The following is a 19,849-nucleotide window of genomic DNA, read 5'->3' as shown; positions in this document are numbered from 1 at the left end:
TGCCCGGGTCAAATATTTCGAACCCGGGCAGGGTTTTCTTGGTCTGCATTCGTCTGGGGGGGACACATGTGCAAGTTGTTTGTCGAGGCGGCAACTGAGCTTTGGCAATGCCGTGCCCGGTCACTCCGGATCGATGGAATGGTGACATCCGTTCGCCTCGAAAACTTCTTTTGGAAAGTTCTTGAGGAACTGGCCGAGCGCGACGGCATGAACGTTGTGCAACTGATCACGCGGCTGCACAACGAAAGCATTGCGGCGGGCCACGACCTTGGCAATTTCACCTCTTTCCTGAGGGTCTGCTGCGGCCGGTATCTTGCCTTGCAGCTCTCCGGAGATGTTCCGATCGACAAGTCTCAGCCAATCAGTAGTCTCAACGTGGACGAAATCCTGAAATCCGAGGCCCGTCAGATACCGGATTGGAATTGACGGGTTAATTGCCCGCCTAATCGGCTCCAACAAGGCCTACCACACAATCAGCAATCGCGAGCGCAGACGTAAGGCCCGGCGATTCTATCCCGTAGAGCGCCACAAGACCGGCTTGGCCGTGCGCCGCAGGTCCATCAATCCTGAAATCCGCAGCCGGCTCACCCGGCCCCACGATTTTGGGGCGGATGCCGGAATAGTCCGGCACGAGCGCACCATCGGCCAAATCCGGCCAGTAACTTCGGATCGCGGCATAGAATTTATCCCCGCGAGCCGCGTCAACCGGGTAGTGGAAGTCTTCAACCCACTCCACATCCGGGCCGAACCGCGCCTGGTGCTGAAGATCCAGAGTCAGATGAACGCCAAGGCCGCCGGGTTCCGGCACCGGATAAATCAGCTTAGAAAACGGCGCCCTGCCCTGAAGTTTGAAGTAACTGCCCTTGGCGAGAAACGCCTTGGGCGGATGCGTACCATCTAACCCGGCAGCCAGCGCCGGGGCCATATGGCCGGCAGACAGGATCAGCTCCTTGCACGTGATCGCATAGGCCTCGCCGTCTTCGGTCGACACGTGAACTCCGAAACCGCCTGCTTGCAATGGCTCGATATGATCAACCTTGGTGTTGAGAACCACCTGGCCGCCATGGGCTTCCAGACTGCCCTGCAGCGCCAGCATGAAACCGTGGCTGTCGAGAATGCCAGTGGAGGGAGACCAGAGAGCACCGGCGGCATTCAGTGCCGGCTCCTTTCGGCGGAGCGCGTCCCTTGAGACGAACTCGAGATCGGTCACACCATTTGCGGCAGCCTTGGCCTTGATGGTGTCCAGTTCCTCAAGTTGCCGATCATTTGTGGCGACGATCAGCTTGCCGATCTGTTCATGCCCAACCCCGTTTTCTTGGCAAAAGGCATAAAGCTGCTTCTTGCCTTGGACGCAAAGCTGCGCTTTCAGGCTGCCTTGCGGATAGTAGATCCCGGCATGAATGACCTCCGAATTGCGGGCGCTTGTTTCCGAGCCGATCAGATCATGCTGCTCCAAAACCATCACTTCGCGCCCGGTTAGGGCCAAGGCGCGCGCGCAGGCAAGCCCCACGGCCCCAGCCCCAATCACGATGGTTTCGATGTCATGCATGGCCTGGCTCATTCCTCAGCGACTTTCATCCTGGAAAAGCCAACTGGCTTTATCCGGGATCGGGGGGCTGATACCGCTGCTCTGGCTCACCGATCCCGGGTCTCACAGGTGTTCGCCCGGTATGGCACATTTTTCTTTTAGCTGCCGTCCCGGGCCTGACCCGGGACCTGCACTTCTTTCCGGCATGGCCCCGGGCCAGGTCCGGGGCGGCAGGTTTTGTTGAGGCTTAGCCCCACCACTTCTCCGGCTCGAAGGAGCCAGCTGCGTCTTCGATGACTTGACCGACTTGGAAGAGCGTCGACTCATCGAACGGTTTGCCGATCAGCTGCAGGCCAAGCGGCAGGCCTTCAGACGAGAGACCTGCCGGAACCGAAATGCCCGGAAGACCGGCCATGTTTACGGTCACGGTGAAGATGTCGTTCAGGTACATTTTCACCGGATCGGAGTGAAGATCCTGATCCGCCACACCAAAGGCCGCAGAAGGTGTTGCTGGGGTCAGGATGGCATCAACGCCGTTGGCCCAAGCCAGATCAAAGTCGCGCTTGATCAGCGTGCGGACCTTCTGGGCTTTCAGGTAATAGGCATCGTAGTAACCGGCGGACAGCACATAGGTGCCGATCAGAATCCGGCGTTTCACCTCGTCACCAAACCCTTCGGCGCGGGTGTTTTCGTACATCTCGACGATGTCTTTGCCCGGAACGCGCAGGCCGTAGCGCACCCCGTCATAACGGGCAAGGTTCGAAGAGGCTTCTGCCGGTGCCACGATGTAGTAGGCTGGGAGCGCGTATTTTGTGTGCGGCATGGCAATGTCGACGATTTCCGCGCCTGCATCCTTCAGCCACGCAATGCCCTGTTGCCACAGTTCATCGATTTCACCCGGCATGCCGTCCAGCCGGTATTCCGCTGGAATGCCGATTTTCAGACCCTTCACGGACTTGCCGATGGCCGCTTCATAGTCCGGCACCTCGATGTCGACGGACGTGGTGTCTTTCGGGTCGACAGACGCCATAGACTTCAAAAGGATTGCACTGTCGCGCACCGTGTGGGCGATCGGACCAGCCTGGTCGAGTGAAGAAGCAAAGGCAACGATGCCCCAGCGTGAGCAGCGGCCGTAGGTTGGCTTGATGCCGACCGTGCCTGTGAAGGCCGCCGGCTGGCGGATGGAACCGCCGGTATCTGTGGCTGTAGCGCCCATGCACATGCGCGCGGCAACCGCTGAAGCCGAACCGCCCGAAGAACCGCCCGGAACGAGATCCTGGTTGGAGCCGGTCTTGCGCCAGGGGTTGATGACGTCGCCGTAATAAGAGGTCTCGTTCGACGAGCCCATGGCGAATTCGTCCATGTTGAGCTTGCCGAGCATGACCGCGCCATCGGCCCACAGGTTCGACGTCACAGTGGACTCATAGGCCGGTTTGAACCCGTCCAGAATATGGGAACAAGCCTGGGTATGAACACCTTCGGTGCCAAACAGGTCCTTGATGCCGAGCGGAATGCCTTCCAGCGCGCCGCCTTCACCCTTTGCGAGTGTGTCGTCGGAGGCCTTGGCCATTTCACGGGCCTTGTCGGCGGTAACGGCAACATAGGCGTTGAGTGCACCATTGGCTTGTTCGATGTTGCCGAGAAAAGCATCAGTGAGTTCAGTGGACGTGTAGTCCTTGTTCTTAAGCCCCTCGCGGGCTTCGGCAATGGTGAGTTTTGTAAGGTCTGTCATGGGTCCAGGTCTTTCAGGCTGCCGTCAGGCGCCGGGAATAGAAAAGGGATTCAGGATGTTCGGGATAGTCCAGGATCGGGCTGCACACTTCAAAGCCGCTGGTCTCATAAAGGTGCTTCGCTGCCGCATAATTGACGCCGGTTTCCAGAGCGGCCTCAGAAAAGCCTTCCTCGATTGCGAGCGCTAGAATCCGGTCCAGCAATTTGCGTCCAAGGCCCAGGCTTTGGTAAGCCGGACGTGTGTACATCCGCTTGACTTCTGCAACACTGCCCTTGTGGCGGTAAAGCGAGCCGCAAGCGGCCAACTTGCCATCGACACGCGCAACGAAAACAGTTGTCCGCGCATCGGCCATCTGTTCGACGGTCAGATGATGGCAGGCGTCTTCAGACGTCAGGCTCAACAACAGGTCATTCAACTCGCCGACCATCACGCGCATTTCATCACTGAGCGGCGTTTCAACGGCGATGGAAATGGCTGGCGCGGACGACATCCCGGTTGCTCCTGCTTATTCGACGACTTTCGGCACCATAAAGAAGCTGTCTTCAGAGGCCGGAGCGTTCTTGGTGATGTCGGCAGCCTTGTTGCCGTCTGTTACGCCATCTGCGCGCTTTTTCATGGTTGTTTCGACCACGGAGGTCATCGGCTCAACACCGTCGATGTTCACTTCGTCGAGCTGTTCGACAAAACCGAGGATGGCATTCAGTTCGCCGGTCATGCGGGTGGCTTCATCTTCGCTCACCTTGATGCGGGCAAGACGCGCAACGCGCTTTACCGTTGCAGTATCTACGGACATGTTTTTTCCTTTGACCGTTGGAAATCTGGTTTGGGATTTGATTACCGCCCCAGACGTTCGTTTTCCAATGAATGTCCTTGCTGAACGCATCAAAACATGAAATACGGTCCTGATGAGGACCGAATTATGAGTGATGGTTCAACACGCCGGGGGCGGAAAGACGAGCCCAGCCTGACCGGCCGGCTGCAATCCGCGATGATGAGGGCTCTGGCACATCAGGGGTACGAGCCGGTTCGTTTGGACAATCTCGCGAACACCGCGGGCACCAGCAAACAGGCAATTTATCGCCGCTGGTCCGGCAAACAGGATTATGCACTTGCCACGCTTCAAACTGCCCTGTTTCAGATCCCTGCCCCCACACCCGAGCGCACGAACGCCGCGCGGGACCTCTACCGTTTGATCGCCGGTTACCGGGCCGCCTTGCACAGTGATCTTGGCAAGGCCCTGCTGCAGGTGCGGGCTTTCCCGGAATTCCGATCATTAATCTTCGAATTTGAGGATGAGATCCGGTTTCACATCCGCCAATGTTTGATCGCAACACCGTTTGAGCAGGACCTTCAGGCGAAAACCACGCTGATCCTGGGGCTCATCTGGCAGGACCTGTTTGATCTGCATTTCGGACGCGGCGGGCTGGATGACACCGGATTGGAAAACGCGATCTATCTGCTTTTGGGGCTGACTGCCCCCCGATCATCTATGGAACTGTCGCAGCTCCCCGGATTGTGAGCCACAGCAAAAAACCAAGGTGTTCACAAATTCTGGCGGCGTGCTTTCGTCTCTGTGAACAAGGGTGATTGGTGTTTGGCAGCGGTCATGGCCATTCTCCAGACACCGGGCGCGAACATGTGCCTCAACTCAAAAACCTTCCGGAGTTCTCGATGCCGCTCTACACCTCGAAATCCGTGCTTCTTGGCCTCACAGCTCTTTTTTCCGTCACCGGCTTTGCCGTCTCGGCTGACGAAATCACCACCTTTACGAAGAACGGCGCCGCCATTGGGGGCACCGATCCGGTTGCCTATTTCACCCAAGGCAAGCCGGTCGCCGGTTCTGATGAGTACACGTTCCAATATGATGATGTGACCTGGAAGTTTTCGTCCGCTGAAAACCGGGACAAATTCGCCGCCGATCCGGTGAAATACGCGCCGCAATACGGCGGTTTCTGCGCTTTCGGCCTCAGCAAGGGCTTCAAGGTACCGGTCATTCCGGAGGCCTGGAAGATTGTTGATGGAAAGCTCTACCTCAACAACAGCATCGCCGTGCAAGATCGGTTTGAAGGCAACACCGAAGAGTATATCAATCACGCAGACCTGAACTGGGACATAGTGAAAGACACCAAGCCGGAAGATCTGAAAGAACCGATCATCCGGTAAACTCTGCTGCCAATTTCAAGAAATAGCCCGCCAATTCGGCGGGCTTTTTCTTATGCCACCTGACACGCCGTTTCCTGTGATGAAACAATGACGCCTTTAAAAACTGCCTGGGCGATGCTAAATGCTGAGTATTGAAGTCAGCATTTAAAGGTTTTTCATGGCCGCCCTGCCGAAACGCAAACCCCGCTTTTTAACCGTCAAGTCGGCCGTGTATTTAAGCCCGCACATGATCCGTGTGACCTTTGCCGGACCCGAACTGGAAGGATTTCCGCTTCATCAGGAAGGGGCGAATTGCAAGCTGGTGCTGCCGAGGGACGGTGAAAGCCGGGAAGACTTCGAAGCATATTTTGGTCCCGATGGACCTGAAGAGAAGGTCCACCCGGTCAGGACCTATACCGTGCGAGGCTATCGGCCGAACGGTCTGGAGCTCGACATCGATTTTGTCGCCCATGGCGACAACGGACCGGCAACCCGCTGGGCCCAATCCGCCAAACCCGGATCATTCCTCGGCTTCTTCGGGCCAAGTCAGAAGAAGATCAAGGAATTCTACGCTGATTGGTATCTGGTGGCCGCGGACCTCTCCGCCATGCCAGTTGCCGAAGCCGTTCTGGAGCAGATGCCACAGGACGCGAAAGGCGTTGCCCTCTTTGAAGTGCCGTCCAAAAACGATATCCGGGAGATTGTGGTCCCAAGAAACATCGAAATCCATTGGTTGATCCATGAGGATCCGCATGTAGTTTCCACCGCACAGCTCGACTTCATAAGGTCGATGGCGTGGCCGGGCGGCGTCGTGCAAACCTGCATTGCCGGGGAAAGCTCGGTCATCCGGTCGATCCGCGATCATCTGAACAATACCCGGCAGGTGCCGCGAAAAGAAACCTACATCTCGGGCTATTGGAAAATCGGCCTTGTCGAAGACGAGCACCAGAAAATGAAACGGGCGGAAGCCGCCTGACACCCCTTTCGATCTGGCAGGCTGCCGAGCGCGTAGTCTCTTCAGTTGATGGAGAGCTGCGATGGCCCGCTATTACGTGTCAGTGACCGGTTTGCGGCTGAAGACCTGGTTTCATGCCGTCCGCTTCTGGCGGCATGCGATCCCAAGTTTCAATCAGGCAAAAGCAGCTGACGGCAACATCTTGACCGATACACGGACCGTGCGCGGTGTCCACCACACCTTGACCGTCTGGACAAGTGAAACGGCGATGAAACGCTATCTCTATCGCGGGGCACACCGCCAGGCGATCAAGGCGTTTCCATCAATCGCAACTGGAACGACATGCGGCTACCACACTGATGACATTCCATCCTGGCAGGAAGCTCTTGAGTATTGGGAGCGCCATGGACGAGACTACGAGACGCCTATGACGGACAGCACGCGGAGCCCCTAATCCAACTTTGTTGCTTCAGCCAAGCTGGAACGCGGCAACAGCTAATCCCGTGGCCCGAGGTATTCAACACGCAAATCTTCCACAAAGCCGGATTCCTTGGCGGCAAGAAGTTCGATATTGAAAGCACGGGTGTTCCGGCTGCGCAGCGACAAGGCAAACCCGTATTTGTTGGGATCAAAGAGCGGCCCGACCACTTCCACATCCGCATTCGGATTCGTGTGGTCGTAGTACTCAAGTGTCGGCGCATCACCAACGAACGCGTCGATTTCACCATTATCCAAAGCCGCAACACCCTGATCCAGTTCATCAAAGACCATCACCGACCATCCCTGCTCGCGCGAGTAGTCTTCGCCGACACTGCCATCGAACACGCCAACGACCTTTCCGGGCAGGTCCGCAACACTCTGGATCTGATTATGCAGCGACAAGGTGGTCATAACGCTTGTGACGGAGGACGTAATGAACGCCATTACCGCAAGTCCACACACCAGCCAGATCGCCTGCCACACACGCCCAATCCAACCGAAGAGGTTCTTGCGCGATGGAGCCTTGCCGGATGTCACAACAGACATCACCGAATAAAAACTGTCCGCAAGCCCATCGGGCCACTTTTGCGAAAAAGACTTGTCGAATCGGCGGTCAAAAAGGGTCATCAGGAGCGTGGCAACCACAATGACAAACGCGAGCCAGCCATAGGCCTTCAGGAAACCCGCCTCTTGAAGTCCTTTAACCACTTCCCAGAAACTGGTTGAGCCTGCAGAGCCAACCATGATGCGCAGACCTGAATCGAACCAGGGCTGGGTAAAATCCATTTTCTCCAAGCGCGCCTTGGTGATGGTCAGATTTGAGATCGCAGCATCTGTTTGACCCTCCGCAGTCGCGTCGATCAAGGCCCGCACATTGGGGTAAGGCTCATACTGGTATTCAACACCAGCGGCCGCAGCGAGGTCTTCCCAAAGCTCGATCGCCATCCCGGTGTATCCGTCAGCCGTTTGCATCACGAAAGGCGGACTCACCCGAACGCCAACCTTCAGCGGCGCTTCGCCGGTTACGGCTCCCGACGCTTGACCGGCATCCTGCGCAATACCTGGCGATACAACCAGTATCATTGCACTGATCAGCGTTATGATCGGGAATACGGCACGCAAAAAGGCACTAAAATTCAAAAGCATGGTTCCCCCAGGGCAAAGGCACAAAGACATATGCGTCCAGACGATACAACCTAAAGGGTAAAACAGTCGCAAACGCCGGTGCGATGCCTTTGAAATCGAGAATTGTGGCTGCTGGGTCCCGTCCTCCACCGGGCTGGCGCGGTAGTGTCGCGGCTCACGAGAACTTTCCCCACCAAATCCGCCTCCCGCGTCTCGCCAGCGCCGCATTTGTTGCTATATTGTTCTCCAAGCGCTTTTAACCGGACCGATAAACCATGACCGACCCGGACGGGTATGACGATCCCTTTGACGATCCATTTCAACCCATCGGGACGCGGGCGGAAGCTCCACCTGTTGCGCCGCCACCTGGCGCGTCGTCATCTGGGGCGCCGCCTCCTGGAGGCGGCATTGCCGCTCGGGCCATGGCGGCACGCAGGGCGCCCGACTATCTGACCGGCCTCAATCCGGAACAACGTCTGGCGGTGGAAACGACCGAAGGACCGCTTTTGGTTCTGGCGGGTGCGGGAACCGGCAAAACCCGAGTCTTGACCACCCGGATCGCCCACATTCTGGCCTCCGGCTTGGCGCGTCCGCACGAAATGCTGGCCGTGACCTTCACCAACAAGGCTGCGCGCGAAATGAAAGAACGCATTGCCGTGTTTGTCGGCGGCAATGTGGAGGGCATGGCCTGGCTCGGCACGTTCCATTCGATCTGCGTGAAGATCCTGCGAAAACATGCCGAGCTGGTGGGTTTGAAATCCGGCTTTTCCATCCTCGACACGGACGATCAGATCCGTCTGATTAAACAGATCATTCAGGCCGAAGGGCTCGACGACAAGCGCTGGACCGCCCGCGCCTTTGCCACCATGTTGGACGGCTGGAAAAACCGGGCCTTGACGCCGGATCAGGTCCCTGAGGGCGAAGCACGGGCTTTTGCGAATGGCAAGGGCCGCAAGCTCTATCAGGAGTACCAGGACCGCCTGTCGATCCTGAACGCCGCCGACTTCGGCGATCTGCTGCTTCACGTCATCACACTGTTCAAGACACGTACTGATGTTTTGGCCGATTACCAGCGCCGCTTCCGCTACATGCTGGTGGACGAGTATCAGGACACCAACATTGCCCAGTATATGTGGCTGCGCCTTCTGGCCCAAGGCAATCCGAATGTCTGCTGCGTCGGCGATGACGACCAGTCGATCTATGGCTGGCGCGGCGCGGAAGTCGACAACATCCTGCGCTTTGAACACGACTTCAAGGGCGCGGAAGTGATCCGGCTGGAGCGCAATTACCGCTCCACCAGCCATATTCTGGCCGCTGCCTCTCATCTGATCTCGTTCAACGAAGGCCGGCTCGGCAAGACGCTTTTCACCGACTTTCACGAGCCGGATCATGACCTTGTGTCCGTTGCCTCCGTCTGGGATTCAGAAGAAGAAGCCCGCACCATCGGTGACGAAATCGAAGCGCTGCAGACCAAGGGCCATGCGCTCAACGAGATGGCCGTTCTGGTCCGCGCGTCTTTCCAGATGCGCGAGTTCGAGGATCGTTTTGTCACTCTCGGGCTGAACTACCGGGTTATCGGCGGTCCGCGCTTTTATGAGCGCATGGAAATCCGCGATGCCATGGCGTATTTCCGCTGTGTCATGCAGCCGGCGGATGATCTGGCATTTGAACGCATCGTCAACACGCCGAAACGCGGCCTTGGAGATGCCACGCTAAAGCTCGTGCATGAACTGGCGCGGGCCGAACGCATCCCCTTGATGCAAGCCGCCAGCCAGCTGATCGATTCTGAAGAACTGAAACCCAAGCCGCGCAATTCCCTGAAAACCGTGCTCGACAATTTCGAGCGCTGGCGGCGCCAGCTCGACAGCATGAAGCACACGGATCTCGCTGAGATCATTCTGGATGAAAGCGGCTACACGGAAATGTGGCGGCAAGACCGCTCGGCCGAAGCGCCCGGACGGCTCGACAACCTGAAAGAACTCATCCGCTCCATGGAAGAGTTTGAATCCATGGCCGGTTTTCTGGAACACATTTCCCTCGTCATGGACCGTGACAGCGCGGATGCACAGGACGCCGTCTCGATCATGACGCTGCACTCTGCCAAGGGCCTGGAGTTCGACACGGTCTTCCTGCCCGGCTGGGAAGAAGGCCTTTTCCCGCACCAGCGGGCACTGGATGAAAGCGGCCGGGCGGGCTTGGAAGAGGAACGCCGCCTCGCCTATGTCGGCGTCACCCGCGCCAAGAAACGGGCAAAGTTGTATTTTGCCTCCAACCGGCGCATTCACGGCCAATGGCAGTCGAGCATTCCGTCCAGGTTCCTCGATGAACTGCCGACTGAACACGTTGAAATCGCGGAAGCTTCGTCCAACTACGGCGGGTATGGCGGTGGCGGCTATGGTCCGTCGCGCTTCGACCGTCAGGATGCCTTTGAAACCGGCAGCTATTCGACGCCCGGCTGGCAACGCGCTCAACGCGCGCGCCAATCCTCGAACGGGTTTTCAGACGGCAGCGGGCGTGGCTATAAGTCCGCCCGGCAAAAACGCCAGGGCCCGCTGACCATTGAAGGGGAACTGGTTGCCAAGTCGGTCAGTGACACACCCTCGGAGTATTCGGTCGGCGAACGAGTGTTCCACATCAAGTTCGGCTATGGCGCGATCAAGTCGATCGAAGGCAACAAGCTGACCATCGATTTTGAAAAGGCCGGTCAGAAAAAAGTCATCGACAGCTTCGTCGAGCGACACTGATTTTAAGACATTGATATTTATAACAATATCAAACTGAACTGAGCAATATTTACGTTAGGTTAAGCATAAAATCGCTAGTGTGATCGGACAGTTAGACTGATCCGCATTTTGTTTCTGCGTAGCGGATACGGCAGGAGCACAACATGCGTTTAGGAAACAACAAGTCGGCCGTCAATCGCGCAGGTTTTCATGCAGCCACGCTGGTGTTTACGGCAACTGCGGCGACCTTCCTGGCCCCTGCAGCAGCAAATGCAAAATGCGATGCGTTGGGGGCGGGCGTGCTCCGTGCTTCGGGTAGTGAACGGCTCGACCCAAGCAGCTTCACCCCTTCAAGTGTTATATGCCTTGAGAGACGGACGGAGATCGTGGTTTCCCCGGGAACCATTCCCGCCGATGGTGCCTATGACTATTATTCGCCCGTTTTCTTTGACCTGAAACGGGCCTCGAAAGTCAACTCCTTTACGTTCATCGGGAATAGCATTGAAAGTGCTCCGTCTCCGGGCACAAACTTCCTCAGATTGCTCCAGGCACCGGCGACTGACGATCTCGGGGCAACCTGGATCAACTTGATAGATGTCGGTATTGGTGCAAACCGCGCTATCACCTTAACCGAACAAAGCGGTGATACCCAATTTCAGAATGTTTATATCGCAAGCGCGTCGTCTTCCCCTTTGACATACACCTCCTTTACTGTCGCCAACCCGTCCTTGTTTGCGGTTGGGCAGTACAACATCGTGGGGCAGAATTTCGATTCAGCGACTGAGCTGACCCTTAAAGACAGTTCAATTTCAAACGCTCTCATTACTTCCGTCGTGGCCGGTTCCGAGCTGAAGCTCGACAATACGACAATCGATACCCGCTTCTTCAAACTTGACGGAAAGTTATCAGGCAATGGCACCATCAATGGCAAGACAGGCGCAGGCGGCACGGGTTTCCTGACATCCGCAGGTGCCGAGATCCGTCCCGGCAACTCCATCGGAACGCTTTCGATCAACGGCGATATGTCTTTTCAGGGCGCGACAAGTCTTGTCTCTGAACTGGACCCGACAGCGTCTCAGACTGCGGACCTGCTGGATGTGTCCGGTGACATAACCGGTGCAGACAACTTGACCGCGACACTTGAAAAGGACAGCGGATATTCAGGGGCGGGCGCCACCGAAATCAGTGATTTCATCAACTCCACCTTTGTCATCGCGCGCGCCGGCTCGTTTGACAGTGACAGTGTTACCCTGGTCGAAGGCAGTTCGTTGAATGCACATCTGAGTGCAAGCCTCGCCAGTCCGCCGACACAAACCTCACAGGTTGAAGTCAAGTTCTCCGACAACTCGCCAACACCAACCTTCCTGCCGACCAAGGTAAAGACCATCCAGCAGACCGGTGGCGGTAAGCAAGTGATCCCCCCGCCTGTGACAACGACCACCACGACACCAACGGCGACAGTTACAACCACCACCACGACGACACCAACGGTCACAACAACGACGACGACCACAACGACAACCAACACGACCACGCCCACCACGACGACGACAACATCAACAGTTCCGACCCAAACCACGAAACCGCCTGTCTCGACGCCGTGGGTGGATTTGGTGACGGCCGTATCAGCGACGCACAATGAAACACCCATAGATGGCGTGTCAGGCGGGAGCGGTGGCGGCAACCAAATCCTTGCCGGCGGCAACACGGTGAGCGATGGGTATTTGTCCTTGACCAACGGTGACCTGATCACCTTCAACGAAGTTCACGCTGAACCCTATTCCTCCAACCTGACCGTTGGCCTGGAACATCTCGATCACATTGCCGCTTCGGTGATGAATCGGATTTCCGGCAGTCACGATGTCCTCGACAAAGCCAATCAGGTTCGCGATGCTCAAGGACGGGCCATCTGGCTGGATGCGTCCGGGCTGAAGGGAAACGTGGACGGCAAAGACGGTCTTGGAAGTTTCAATTATTCAATTGCCAGCGTAATTGGCGGTGCTGATCTGCTCGCAAGTGATCAGGGAAGCGTCGGGGCGTTTGCAGGCTACGGCTATCAACGGATGGACGAGCATGACACCGTCGATCAGTCCTTCTCTGCTCAATCCGGCTTTGCCGGATTGTATGGAACACTCTACCGCGACAGTTGGCGGCTGGCGGCCTCCGGCGGATACTCTTACAGCGCGAACAAAGGCAAGCGAAACAACCCGAATGTCGGCTTGTTCACCGGTGGGCGCGCGGAATCCGATTTCGATTCCCATGCCGCCTTTGTCGCCGCCAAGGCAGGCTATGAACTGCCTCTAACGACCCAGTTCAAATTGACGCCGTTTGCTGCAGCTTCCTACGCTCATATTTGGCAGGGCGAGGCACGGGAAACCGGAGGCGGTGACTTCAACTACACCGTCCATGCTGCGACTGCGGACGCGGTTTTGACCGGTCTTGGATTCGACTGGGCAGCGGACGTTTGGACGACGGACACGGGAACGGCGAAGCTGGTCGGTTTTGCGCGCTACGATCATGACTGGAGCGCGTCAGCAGATTCAGCCCACGATATCACTGTCACGTCCGATCTCTTCGGAACTTTCAATCAGACGGGCCAAAACCGCGGCGCCCATTCCGTAACCGCCGGATTGGGCTTTGTTGGCTCCGTCGGCAGCGCGGGCGCTTGGCGATTGGGTGTTGCCGGCGCACTCAATGAACATGGTGAAGAAATTGGCGCGGGCGCCCACTTTTCCTGGCGGTTTTAGAAACGTCGAGGTTGCAGACCTCAGTAGGCAGCTGGGTTCCGGCGATCGTCCATTAAAGATCAATTCCCTTTTCCTCGTGCTCCCTGATCAGCAGGAAACGTTCGGGAATGAAGGGATGCAGGGCGACAGCCTCCCGCAAGGCTTGTTGAGCCAGCCTGACCCTGCCCTGCTCCATCAGGATCCGGCCCTTGCCGGAGAGGGCCCCGAAATGCCGGGGCTCAAGTGCGAGCACCCGTTCGATGTCCTCCAGCGAGCGGTCGGGTTTGCCCTGGAGGTAATGGATGAACGCCCGCTGGTTCCACGCTTCGGCATAGTCGGGCGCTGTCTCCAAGGCACTGTTCAACTCCATAAGTGCCCCCTCATAGTCGGCAACGCGCCGTTTGCTCATCGCTGATCGTACCTTTGCCTCCAAATCCGCAGAAGGAGCAGCTGCAATCCAGCTTTCCCAGATTTCCGCCTCCACAATCCGGGCCTCCATCTCGCTCTTCGAGGAAAGCAGCGCATCGAACAGACGCTGATCAGGAAGGTCACCTGCCTGCGCTAACCTGCATGCGTTCAGAAACGCAAAACAAAGCAGCAGAGCAAGTGCCGGCAAGATGCGCCGGGACTGAAGGATTGCGCTTGCCTGCATGTTGGATCTCCGTGGATATCGCCGGGCTTCATAGTGAAAATCTATGGCAGCTGAACGATTTCGCCAGATCAAGCGGGTTTTAGTATGAAAACAAAAAAGAGACTGGCCGGAGAAATTCGCTGAGGCTATACCGCTGAACCAAGCCACCAAACCAACAGACACCTCAACCGAAGGCCTGCCTTTATGAAAACCATCCGGGTGAAGATCACGGCCGAAGAACTGGAAGCCAAACGGATCTCCGAAATCCTGGAGCGGGCCTTCGAAGACGAGGGCAATCCGGTCACGATCTACGAAGACTCCAGCGACGGGAAGATCTGGTCGGCCGAAATCCTGCTCTTCAGCATGGAGCCGGACGAAGCAGCCGCACTGGTGCGCGACCGGGTCGGCGCCGATGCCTTTGCAGCGCCGCTGGAAGCCGAAGAGCTGCCGGACATCAACTGGGTGGAAAAGAGCCTCGAAGGATTAAAGCCGGTCCGCGCCGGGCGCTTTTTCGTCCACGGAAGTCACGACCGCGACAAGGTGCCGGGCGGAGCGATCGGACTGGAAATCGAGGCTGCGCTCGCCTTTGGAACCGGCCACCACGGAACCACCGCCGGATGCCTGGAAGAAATCGACCGGCTGTTGTCCATGCGCGAGTATGACAGCATTTTGGATCTCGGAACGGGAACAGGTGTTTTGGCAATTGCCGCAGCCTTGAAAGCCCGCCAGCAGGTGTTGGCGACCGACAATGATCCGATTGCAACGCGCACTGCTTTGGAAAACGCCCGGCTGAACGGTGCCCGCCATCTTGTGACCGGATTCACCGCCAATGGCGTGGAAGACCGGCGGTTCAACCTCTATGGCCCTTTCGATCTCGTGATCGCCAATATTCTGGCGCGGCCCTTGATGAAGATGTCGAAATCCATTTGCGCGCGGATGACACCCACATCAACGCTGATCCTGTCAGGTCTGCGGATCGAAGACGGTCCGCGGATCCTGTTTGCATATGGGTGTCAGGGATTTGTCCTGGACCGCCGCCGGGAAAAGGACGGATGGCTGACGTTGACCCTGGTCCGCGGACGCAAACACGCCTAAGGCATAAACTTACCGAAAACGAAAAGACCCCGCCGGTTGAGCCGGCGGGGTCTTTTTTCGTGCACAGTTATTCTTCAGCGGCTTAGAACGCGCTGGTCGCAGAGCCTTCGCGTTCCAGCTGCTCACGATCATAACCGTGGGCAGAAAGGGTCGCATCGTCCAGTGACAGGAGGTAGCCGTTGACATAACGGCGGGCCTGTACGGAGCGGGCTTCGATCATCCGGTCGAAAGCGCGGCGCATGAAGCCGCCAGAAGCGCGTGTGGATGTAGTCGTTGCGATGGTCATTGTCTTTAATCCCATTCGAAGTTGAAGAGCTTCCCTAGGGAGAAACGTCTTTATTAGCTTGTTGGCAGTTAATATGATCGTGGATGCGCGGTTTAGGTAGGGGGCGATCTGCATGCCAGCCCTGCGCATTTCGCATATGCGAAATGATTTGTGCGTTGCACATTTTCGAAACGAAAATTCCCGTATCCAATCTTTTCAAGAAATAATTATCCGACTTGATTGCGTCAGGGACCCCTTTTAGTTTTGCCGCCATGTTTCAGAATTTTGACGATCTCAGTGATCCTTCCTGCGGGGCGCCGCATGCAGCGCTTCTCAGAGCCGAACTCAAGCGTCTGGGCCTTGATGGTTTCCTGATTCCCCGTGCCGATGCGCATCAGGGGGAATATGTCCCGCCGCATGACTGCCGTTTGCAGTGGTTGACGGGCTTCACCGGATCCGCCGGTATGGCGGCAGTTTTGGGCGAAGATGCTGCCGTTTTCGTCGATGGCCGCTACACCATCCAGGTGCGCGAACAGGTCGACATGGACGTGTTTCCGGCCCAGCATCTGATCACGGAACCTGTCACGGAGTGGCTGGTCGCACGCCTCAAGCCGGGCCAAAAACTTGGCATCGACGCCATGCTGCACACCGTGCGGGAAGTCCGCCGGTTGCGGGAGATCTGCAAAGAGGCAGGTGCCGAACTGGTCACTTTGGAAGACAATCCGGTTGATGCGGTTTGGGCGGATCGCCCGGAGCCGCCTGTCGGTCAGGTTATGCTTTATCCGACAGAACTTGCAGGCCGTGGGTCGGAAGACAAGATCGCCGAGATCCAGAAAGCCATTCAGGACAAGAAGGCCGATGCCTGTGTCCTGACACAGCCCGATTCCATTGCCTGGCTGTTCAACATCCGCGGCTCGGATGTCACGCACACACCGCTGCCCCTGTCATTTGCAACCGTTCCGGCAGAGGGCAAACCCTCGCTTTATATCGATGGCCGGAAGCTCTCCAATTCCGTGCGCGATGCCCTTGCCGATTTGACCGAGATTTCCGAGCCGGCCGACTTTCAAGGCGGGTTGAAAACACTCGGCACGGAAGGGAAGAAGGTCATCATCGACCCGTCTCTTGCCGGGATTGGAATTGCAGAAGCCATCACAGATGCCGGTGGAACGCTTGTTGAGGCCTCTGATCCTGTTCTTTTGCCGAAAGCCGTCAAAAACGAGGTCGAGCTGAACGGCGCCCGAAAAGCCCATGTCCGCGATGCGGCTGCCTATATCGCCTTCCTCTGCTGGTTCGATGAAGAAGTTGCCAAGGTTGAGCTGGACGAGATCGGGGCTGCGGAAAAACTGGAAGAGTTCCGCGCGGCAACAGGTGAGCTAAAGGACATCTCCTTCGATACGATTTCGGGTGCCGGACCGAACGGGGCGATCTGCCACTACCGGGTCAGCCGCACCAGCAATCTGAAGATCCCGCAAGACAAGCCCTTCCTGATTGATTCCGGAGCGCAATATATCGACGGCACCACCGACATCACCCGGACGCTCGCCGTTGGCACTGTGAGCGAAGAGATGAAGAAGCACTACACGCTGGTACTGAAGGGCCATATTGCCATCTCGACCGCGAAGTTTCCGGAAGGCACGACCGGTGCCCAGCTGGATACCCTTGCGCGCATTGATCTTTGGAAAGCCGGCCTCGATTTCGATCACGGCACCGGCCATGGCGTTGGCACGTACCTCGGCGTCCATGAAGGTCCGCAGCGCATCGCCAAGACCGGCCATGTGCCGCTGAAACCGGGCATGATCCTGTCCAATGAACCGGGCTACTATCCCGCCGGTGAATACGGCATCCGCCTGGAGAACCTCGAAATCGTCACCGCACCGAAGGACATTCCGGGCGGCGAACGGCCAATGCTCGGGTTTGAGACGATCACGCTGGTCCCGTTCGACCGGCGCTTGATTGTCGGCGGCATGCTCGCGAGCGACGAGCGCTCCTGGCTCAACCGCTATCACCAGCGTGTCCGATCCGAAATCGGGCCTTTGCTGGCCGCAAAAGACCGGATTTGGCTGGAACAGGCGACCGAAGAGCTCTGAGCAACAGCCTTACGTCCCAAACAAAAAACCGCCCAGACAGTGTCCGGGCGGTTTTTCTATATGCTGAAGTTGGTCGGCATTCGACGCCGAACGAGCAACTTTCTGTCAGAGCGTGATGCGATAGCGGGCAAATCCATCGGCCCCATCGCCGTAAGGCTCAATGTTAACGCCTTCGACGGATGCTGCATGATCCTTGCCGCCGGGCCCGGTATCGAAGAGAACACTCGTTCCCGGCATCGGCTTAAAGGTCCAGTTGGCGTCGGCAGACGGATTGATCGTCCCTTCCTGAACAATGTAGCGGACCAGAGCATCACGGTTCGTATCGGGGGCAACCAGAATCACAACGCTCTCGTCGATCCCCGGGAAATTGCCGCCGCCTCCGGCGCGGTAGTTGTTGGTGGCAACCACAAACCGTGCTTCTGGATCAATCGGCGCTCCGTTGAACTGAAGATCAAACGATGCGGCTAGCCTCCGCATTGAGGACTTCACCCTTGGGGCCGTATTTTGACGGCTGGCTGAGGTCGATCTGATAGGTGACGCCATCGATGATGTCGAAATTGTAGCTTGGGAAGTCCGGATTGAGCAGAACCTGATCTTCCTTGCCCGGCTCGACCTGCTGAAAGATCCCTGCGGACCTCTCCAGCCATTCCTTGACCAAGGCACCTGTGATTTCGACCGCCCGAACCGTATTCGGGTAGAGATAAAGATCGGCGACGTTCTTGATCGCGACATCTCCAACCGGTACGTCGGTGTAATAGTCCGCCCCGCCGCGGCCGCCTGCTTTGAACGGAGCGGCGGCAGACAAAAGTGGCAAACCTTCCCAGTCCGTGTTTTTCAGCATTTCCCCGACATACCAAAGCTGTGCCTTGGAGACGATCTGGACACTCGGGTCGTCCGCAACCAATGCAAAATAGGAGTGCAGCGGTGCGGACGTCTTGCCGACCGGGCGGCGCACATAGGCGAGCGTTGCCTCGTGGTCGTCCTTCACCGCATCCAGCACATCCTGCTGGCTTTCGGTAAGTGGAGTGACCTTGCGGCCTTCCTTTTCGTAGATGGAGCGCGCTTCGGTGGTGAAGTTCGCCACGCGCCAGCTGCTGCCATCGCGCTCCAGCATCAAATCAATAACCCCGAGGTGCGAGCCCCAAAAGCCACCCATGGCTGCCGGTTTGCCAAAGAGCGTGCCCCTCTCGATGTCCACTTCCGGGATACCCTCATAGGCAGGGCCGGGGAATACCAGGTGATGGTGACCGGTAAAGACAGCATCAATCCCGTCAACAGCAGCCAGATGCAGGGACGCATTCTCCATGCCGTCGGTATAAGCACCACCGTCAATCCCGGAGTGAGAGAGCGCAACAATGATGTCGCAGCCCCGCTCTTTCATTTCCGGAACGAATGCTTTGGCGGTGCTAACGATATCGCGGGCATTCACCTTGCCTTCCAGGTGCCCGCGGTCCCAGTTCATGATTTGAGGCGGTACGAAGCCGATGAAACCGACTTTGATAGGGTGGCTGTTGCCTGCACCGTCCATCACAGTCTTTTCCACGATGACGTAGGGTTTCAGGAGAAGGTTGTCGTCACGCGCATTGGCTGCCAGGCCTCCCTTGGCGACGTTGGCGCACACAACGGGAAAATTCGCCCCGGCGAGCGCCTTTTCGAGGAATTCCAGACCATAGTTGAACTCATGGTTGCCGAGCGTACCGGCATCATATCCGAGAACATTCATACCCTTGATGACCGGGTGAACATCACCTTCCTTGAGGCCTCGCTCATAGGCAATAAAATCTCCCATCGGATTTCCTTGCAGGAAGTCACCATTGTCGACAAGGACAGAGTTGGTCGCTTCATCCCGGATGCCGCGGATCAAACTGGCGGTGCGAGCAAGGCCTGCCGTGTCAACCGGCCGGTCGCCGTAATAGTCATATGGGAACACATGGACGTGGAGATCCGTCGTTTCCATCAGCCGCAGGTGCGCCGTGTTCTCCTTGGCCATCAGGGAATAAGGATGCATGACGGCCGCAAATCCGGTTGCGGCCATGCCCCGCAAAAGCGTGCGCCGGGAGACGGACGATGAAAGAAGATGCGACATGGGAAACCTCCAAAACTTATCCGCCCGGGACCGGGCAAGGAATTTATCTGTTGTCCAGCCACCTGATAAGGCCACTGTGTACTGCGGTTCAAACCGCTGTCTTGTTTTATGTTTTGACGCTCACCATAACCAAGGCGCCATCACACTCAGCAATTTTTTGATCATATGGTCAAAAAATACTGACATGTTTTTCCTGCAACCGCCAGTTAAACCTGAATGATGACACAGTCATAACGCAAGCGCGGAAGGTTGCCGCCGACGGTGTGCCCGGCAA

Annotated in this window: 16 protein-coding genes and 1 pseudogene; 9 read left to right on the top strand and 8 right to left on the bottom strand. The window is 57.2% G+C overall.

Features of this window, described 5'->3' with window-relative positions:
* Nucleotides 1-66 precede the first annotated feature (66 nt).
* A complete protein-coding gene (locus SADFL11_RS00245) occupies nucleotides 67-426 on the top strand; it encodes a ribbon-helix-helix domain-containing protein (protein ID WP_040450853.1) in 360 nt (119 codons plus the stop codon).
* A 16-nt stretch (nucleotides 427-442) separates the two neighbouring features.
* On the opposite strand, the gene SADFL11_RS00240 is transcribed toward SADFL11_RS00245, so the two are convergent.
* The 4 genes from SADFL11_RS00240 to gatC form a co-directional block, all read right to left on the bottom strand.
* Nucleotides 443-1,549, bottom strand: a complete 1,107-nt coding sequence (locus tag SADFL11_RS00240; RefSeq protein ID WP_008195794.1) for an NAD(P)/FAD-dependent oxidoreductase — start codon at nucleotides 1,547-1,549, stop codon at nucleotides 443-445.
* A gap of 226 nt (nucleotides 1,550-1,775) precedes the next feature.
* Nucleotides 1,776-3,260 carry an Asp-tRNA(Asn)/Glu-tRNA(Gln) amidotransferase subunit GatA gene (gatA, locus tag SADFL11_RS00235; protein WP_008188852.1) on the bottom strand — a complete coding sequence of 495 codons (1,485 nt, stop codon included), beginning with the start codon at nucleotides 3,258-3,260 and terminating at the stop codon, nucleotides 1,776-1,778.
* 13 nt (nucleotides 3,261-3,273) lie between these two features.
* The gene (locus SADFL11_RS00230) at nucleotides 3,274-3,750 is read right to left on the bottom strand and encodes a GNAT family N-acetyltransferase (RefSeq protein WP_008190492.1); all 477 of its coding nucleotides are present in this window, start codon (nucleotides 3,748-3,750) and stop codon (nucleotides 3,274-3,276) included.
* 15 nt (nucleotides 3,751-3,765) lie between these two features.
* Nucleotides 3,766-4,053, bottom strand: coding sequence for an Asp-tRNA(Asn)/Glu-tRNA(Gln) amidotransferase subunit GatC (gene gatC, locus SADFL11_RS00225; protein ID WP_008193021.1), 288 nt, complete (start codon nucleotides 4,051-4,053; stop codon nucleotides 3,766-3,768).
* Between the two features lie 126 nt (nucleotides 4,054-4,179).
* Here gatC and SADFL11_RS00220 point away from each other — a divergent pair, with 126 nt between their 5' ends.
* The 4 genes from SADFL11_RS00220 to SADFL11_RS00205 all read left to right on the top strand — a co-directional run bounded on the left by SADFL11_RS00220 (nucleotide 4,180) and on the right by SADFL11_RS00205 (nucleotide 6,811).
* Nucleotides 4,180-4,779: a TetR/AcrR family transcriptional regulator gene (locus SADFL11_RS00220; protein ID WP_167578932.1), complete on the top strand. Its 600-nt coding sequence runs from the start codon at nucleotides 4,180-4,182 to the stop codon at nucleotides 4,777-4,779.
* A gap of 152 nt (nucleotides 4,780-4,931) precedes the next feature.
* The gene (locus SADFL11_RS00215) at nucleotides 4,932-5,423 is read left to right on the top strand and encodes a YHS domain-containing (seleno)protein (RefSeq protein WP_040452347.1); all 492 of its coding nucleotides are present in this window, start codon (nucleotides 4,932-4,934) and stop codon (nucleotides 5,421-5,423) included.
* 157 nt (nucleotides 5,424-5,580) lie between these two features.
* The gene (locus tag SADFL11_RS00210; RefSeq protein WP_008195004.1) at nucleotides 5,581-6,378 is read left to right on the top strand and encodes a siderophore-interacting protein; all 798 of its coding nucleotides are present in this window, start codon (nucleotides 5,581-5,583) and stop codon (nucleotides 6,376-6,378) included.
* A 61-nt stretch (nucleotides 6,379-6,439) separates the two neighbouring features.
* Nucleotides 6,440-6,811 (top strand): hypothetical protein, encoded by a 372-nt coding sequence (locus SADFL11_RS00205; protein ID WP_008196810.1) that lies wholly within the window; start codon nucleotides 6,440-6,442, stop codon nucleotides 6,809-6,811.
* A 41-nt stretch (nucleotides 6,812-6,852) separates the two neighbouring features.
* Here SADFL11_RS00205 and SADFL11_RS00200 read toward each other — a convergent pair whose 3' ends face one another.
* Entirely contained in the window at nucleotides 6,853-7,983 is a 1,131-nt protein-coding gene (locus SADFL11_RS00200) for a transporter substrate-binding domain-containing protein (RefSeq protein ID WP_008195995.1), read from the bottom strand.
* A 254-nt stretch (nucleotides 7,984-8,237) separates the two neighbouring features.
* On the opposite strand from SADFL11_RS00200, the gene SADFL11_RS00195 reads away from it, so the two are divergent.
* On the top strand, nucleotides 8,238-10,706 hold the full coding sequence (locus SADFL11_RS00195; RefSeq protein WP_008194461.1) for an ATP-dependent helicase: 2,469 nt from the start codon (nucleotides 8,238-8,240) through the stop codon (nucleotides 10,704-10,706).
* A gap of 143 nt (nucleotides 10,707-10,849) precedes the next feature.
* Complete coding sequence (locus SADFL11_RS25375) at nucleotides 10,850-13,432, top strand: autotransporter family protein (RefSeq protein WP_040450854.1); 2,583 nt, start codon at nucleotides 10,850-10,852, stop codon at nucleotides 13,430-13,432.
* A 52-nt stretch (nucleotides 13,433-13,484) separates the two neighbouring features.
* On the opposite strand, the gene SADFL11_RS00180 is transcribed toward SADFL11_RS25375, so the two are convergent.
* On the bottom strand, nucleotides 13,485-14,063 hold the full coding sequence (locus tag SADFL11_RS00180; RefSeq protein ID WP_008192561.1) for a tetratricopeptide repeat protein: 579 nt from the start codon (nucleotides 14,061-14,063) through the stop codon (nucleotides 13,485-13,487).
* Nucleotides 14,064-14,246: 183 nt separating this feature from the next.
* On the opposite strand from SADFL11_RS00180, the gene SADFL11_RS00175 reads away from it, so the two are divergent.
* Nucleotides 14,247-15,137, top strand: a complete 891-nt coding sequence (locus SADFL11_RS00175; RefSeq protein WP_008191420.1) for a 50S ribosomal protein L11 methyltransferase — start codon at nucleotides 14,247-14,249, stop codon at nucleotides 15,135-15,137.
* Nucleotides 15,138-15,219: 82 nt separating this feature from the next.
* On the opposite strand, the gene SADFL11_RS00170 is transcribed toward SADFL11_RS00175, so the two are convergent.
* Nucleotides 15,220-15,423, bottom strand: coding sequence for a hypothetical protein (locus SADFL11_RS00170; protein WP_040452352.1), 204 nt, complete (start codon nucleotides 15,421-15,423; stop codon nucleotides 15,220-15,222).
* A 251-nt stretch (nucleotides 15,424-15,674) separates the two neighbouring features.
* On the opposite strand from SADFL11_RS00170, the gene SADFL11_RS00165 reads away from it, so the two are divergent.
* Nucleotides 15,675-17,489, top strand: a complete 1,815-nt coding sequence (locus SADFL11_RS00165; RefSeq protein WP_008195372.1) for an aminopeptidase P family protein — start codon at nucleotides 15,675-15,677, stop codon at nucleotides 17,487-17,489.
* A gap of 105 nt (nucleotides 17,490-17,594) precedes the next feature.
* Here the strand turns inward: SADFL11_RS00165 and SADFL11_RS00160 are convergent.
* Nucleotides 17,595-19,575: pseudogene (locus SADFL11_RS00160) on the bottom strand (bifunctional 2',3'-cyclic-nucleotide 2'-phosphodiesterase/3'-nucleotidase).
* Nucleotides 19,576-19,849: the final 274 nt, after the last annotated feature.

Origin of the sequence: Roseibium alexandrii DFL-11 (assembly GCF_000158095.2) — a bacterium.
Classification (GTDB): domain Bacteria; phylum Pseudomonadota; class Alphaproteobacteria; order Rhizobiales; family Stappiaceae; genus Roseibium; species Roseibium alexandrii.
The sequence above is the reverse complement of the archived record's forward strand: the minus strand, read 5'-3'. Positions and strand labels throughout refer to the sequence as shown.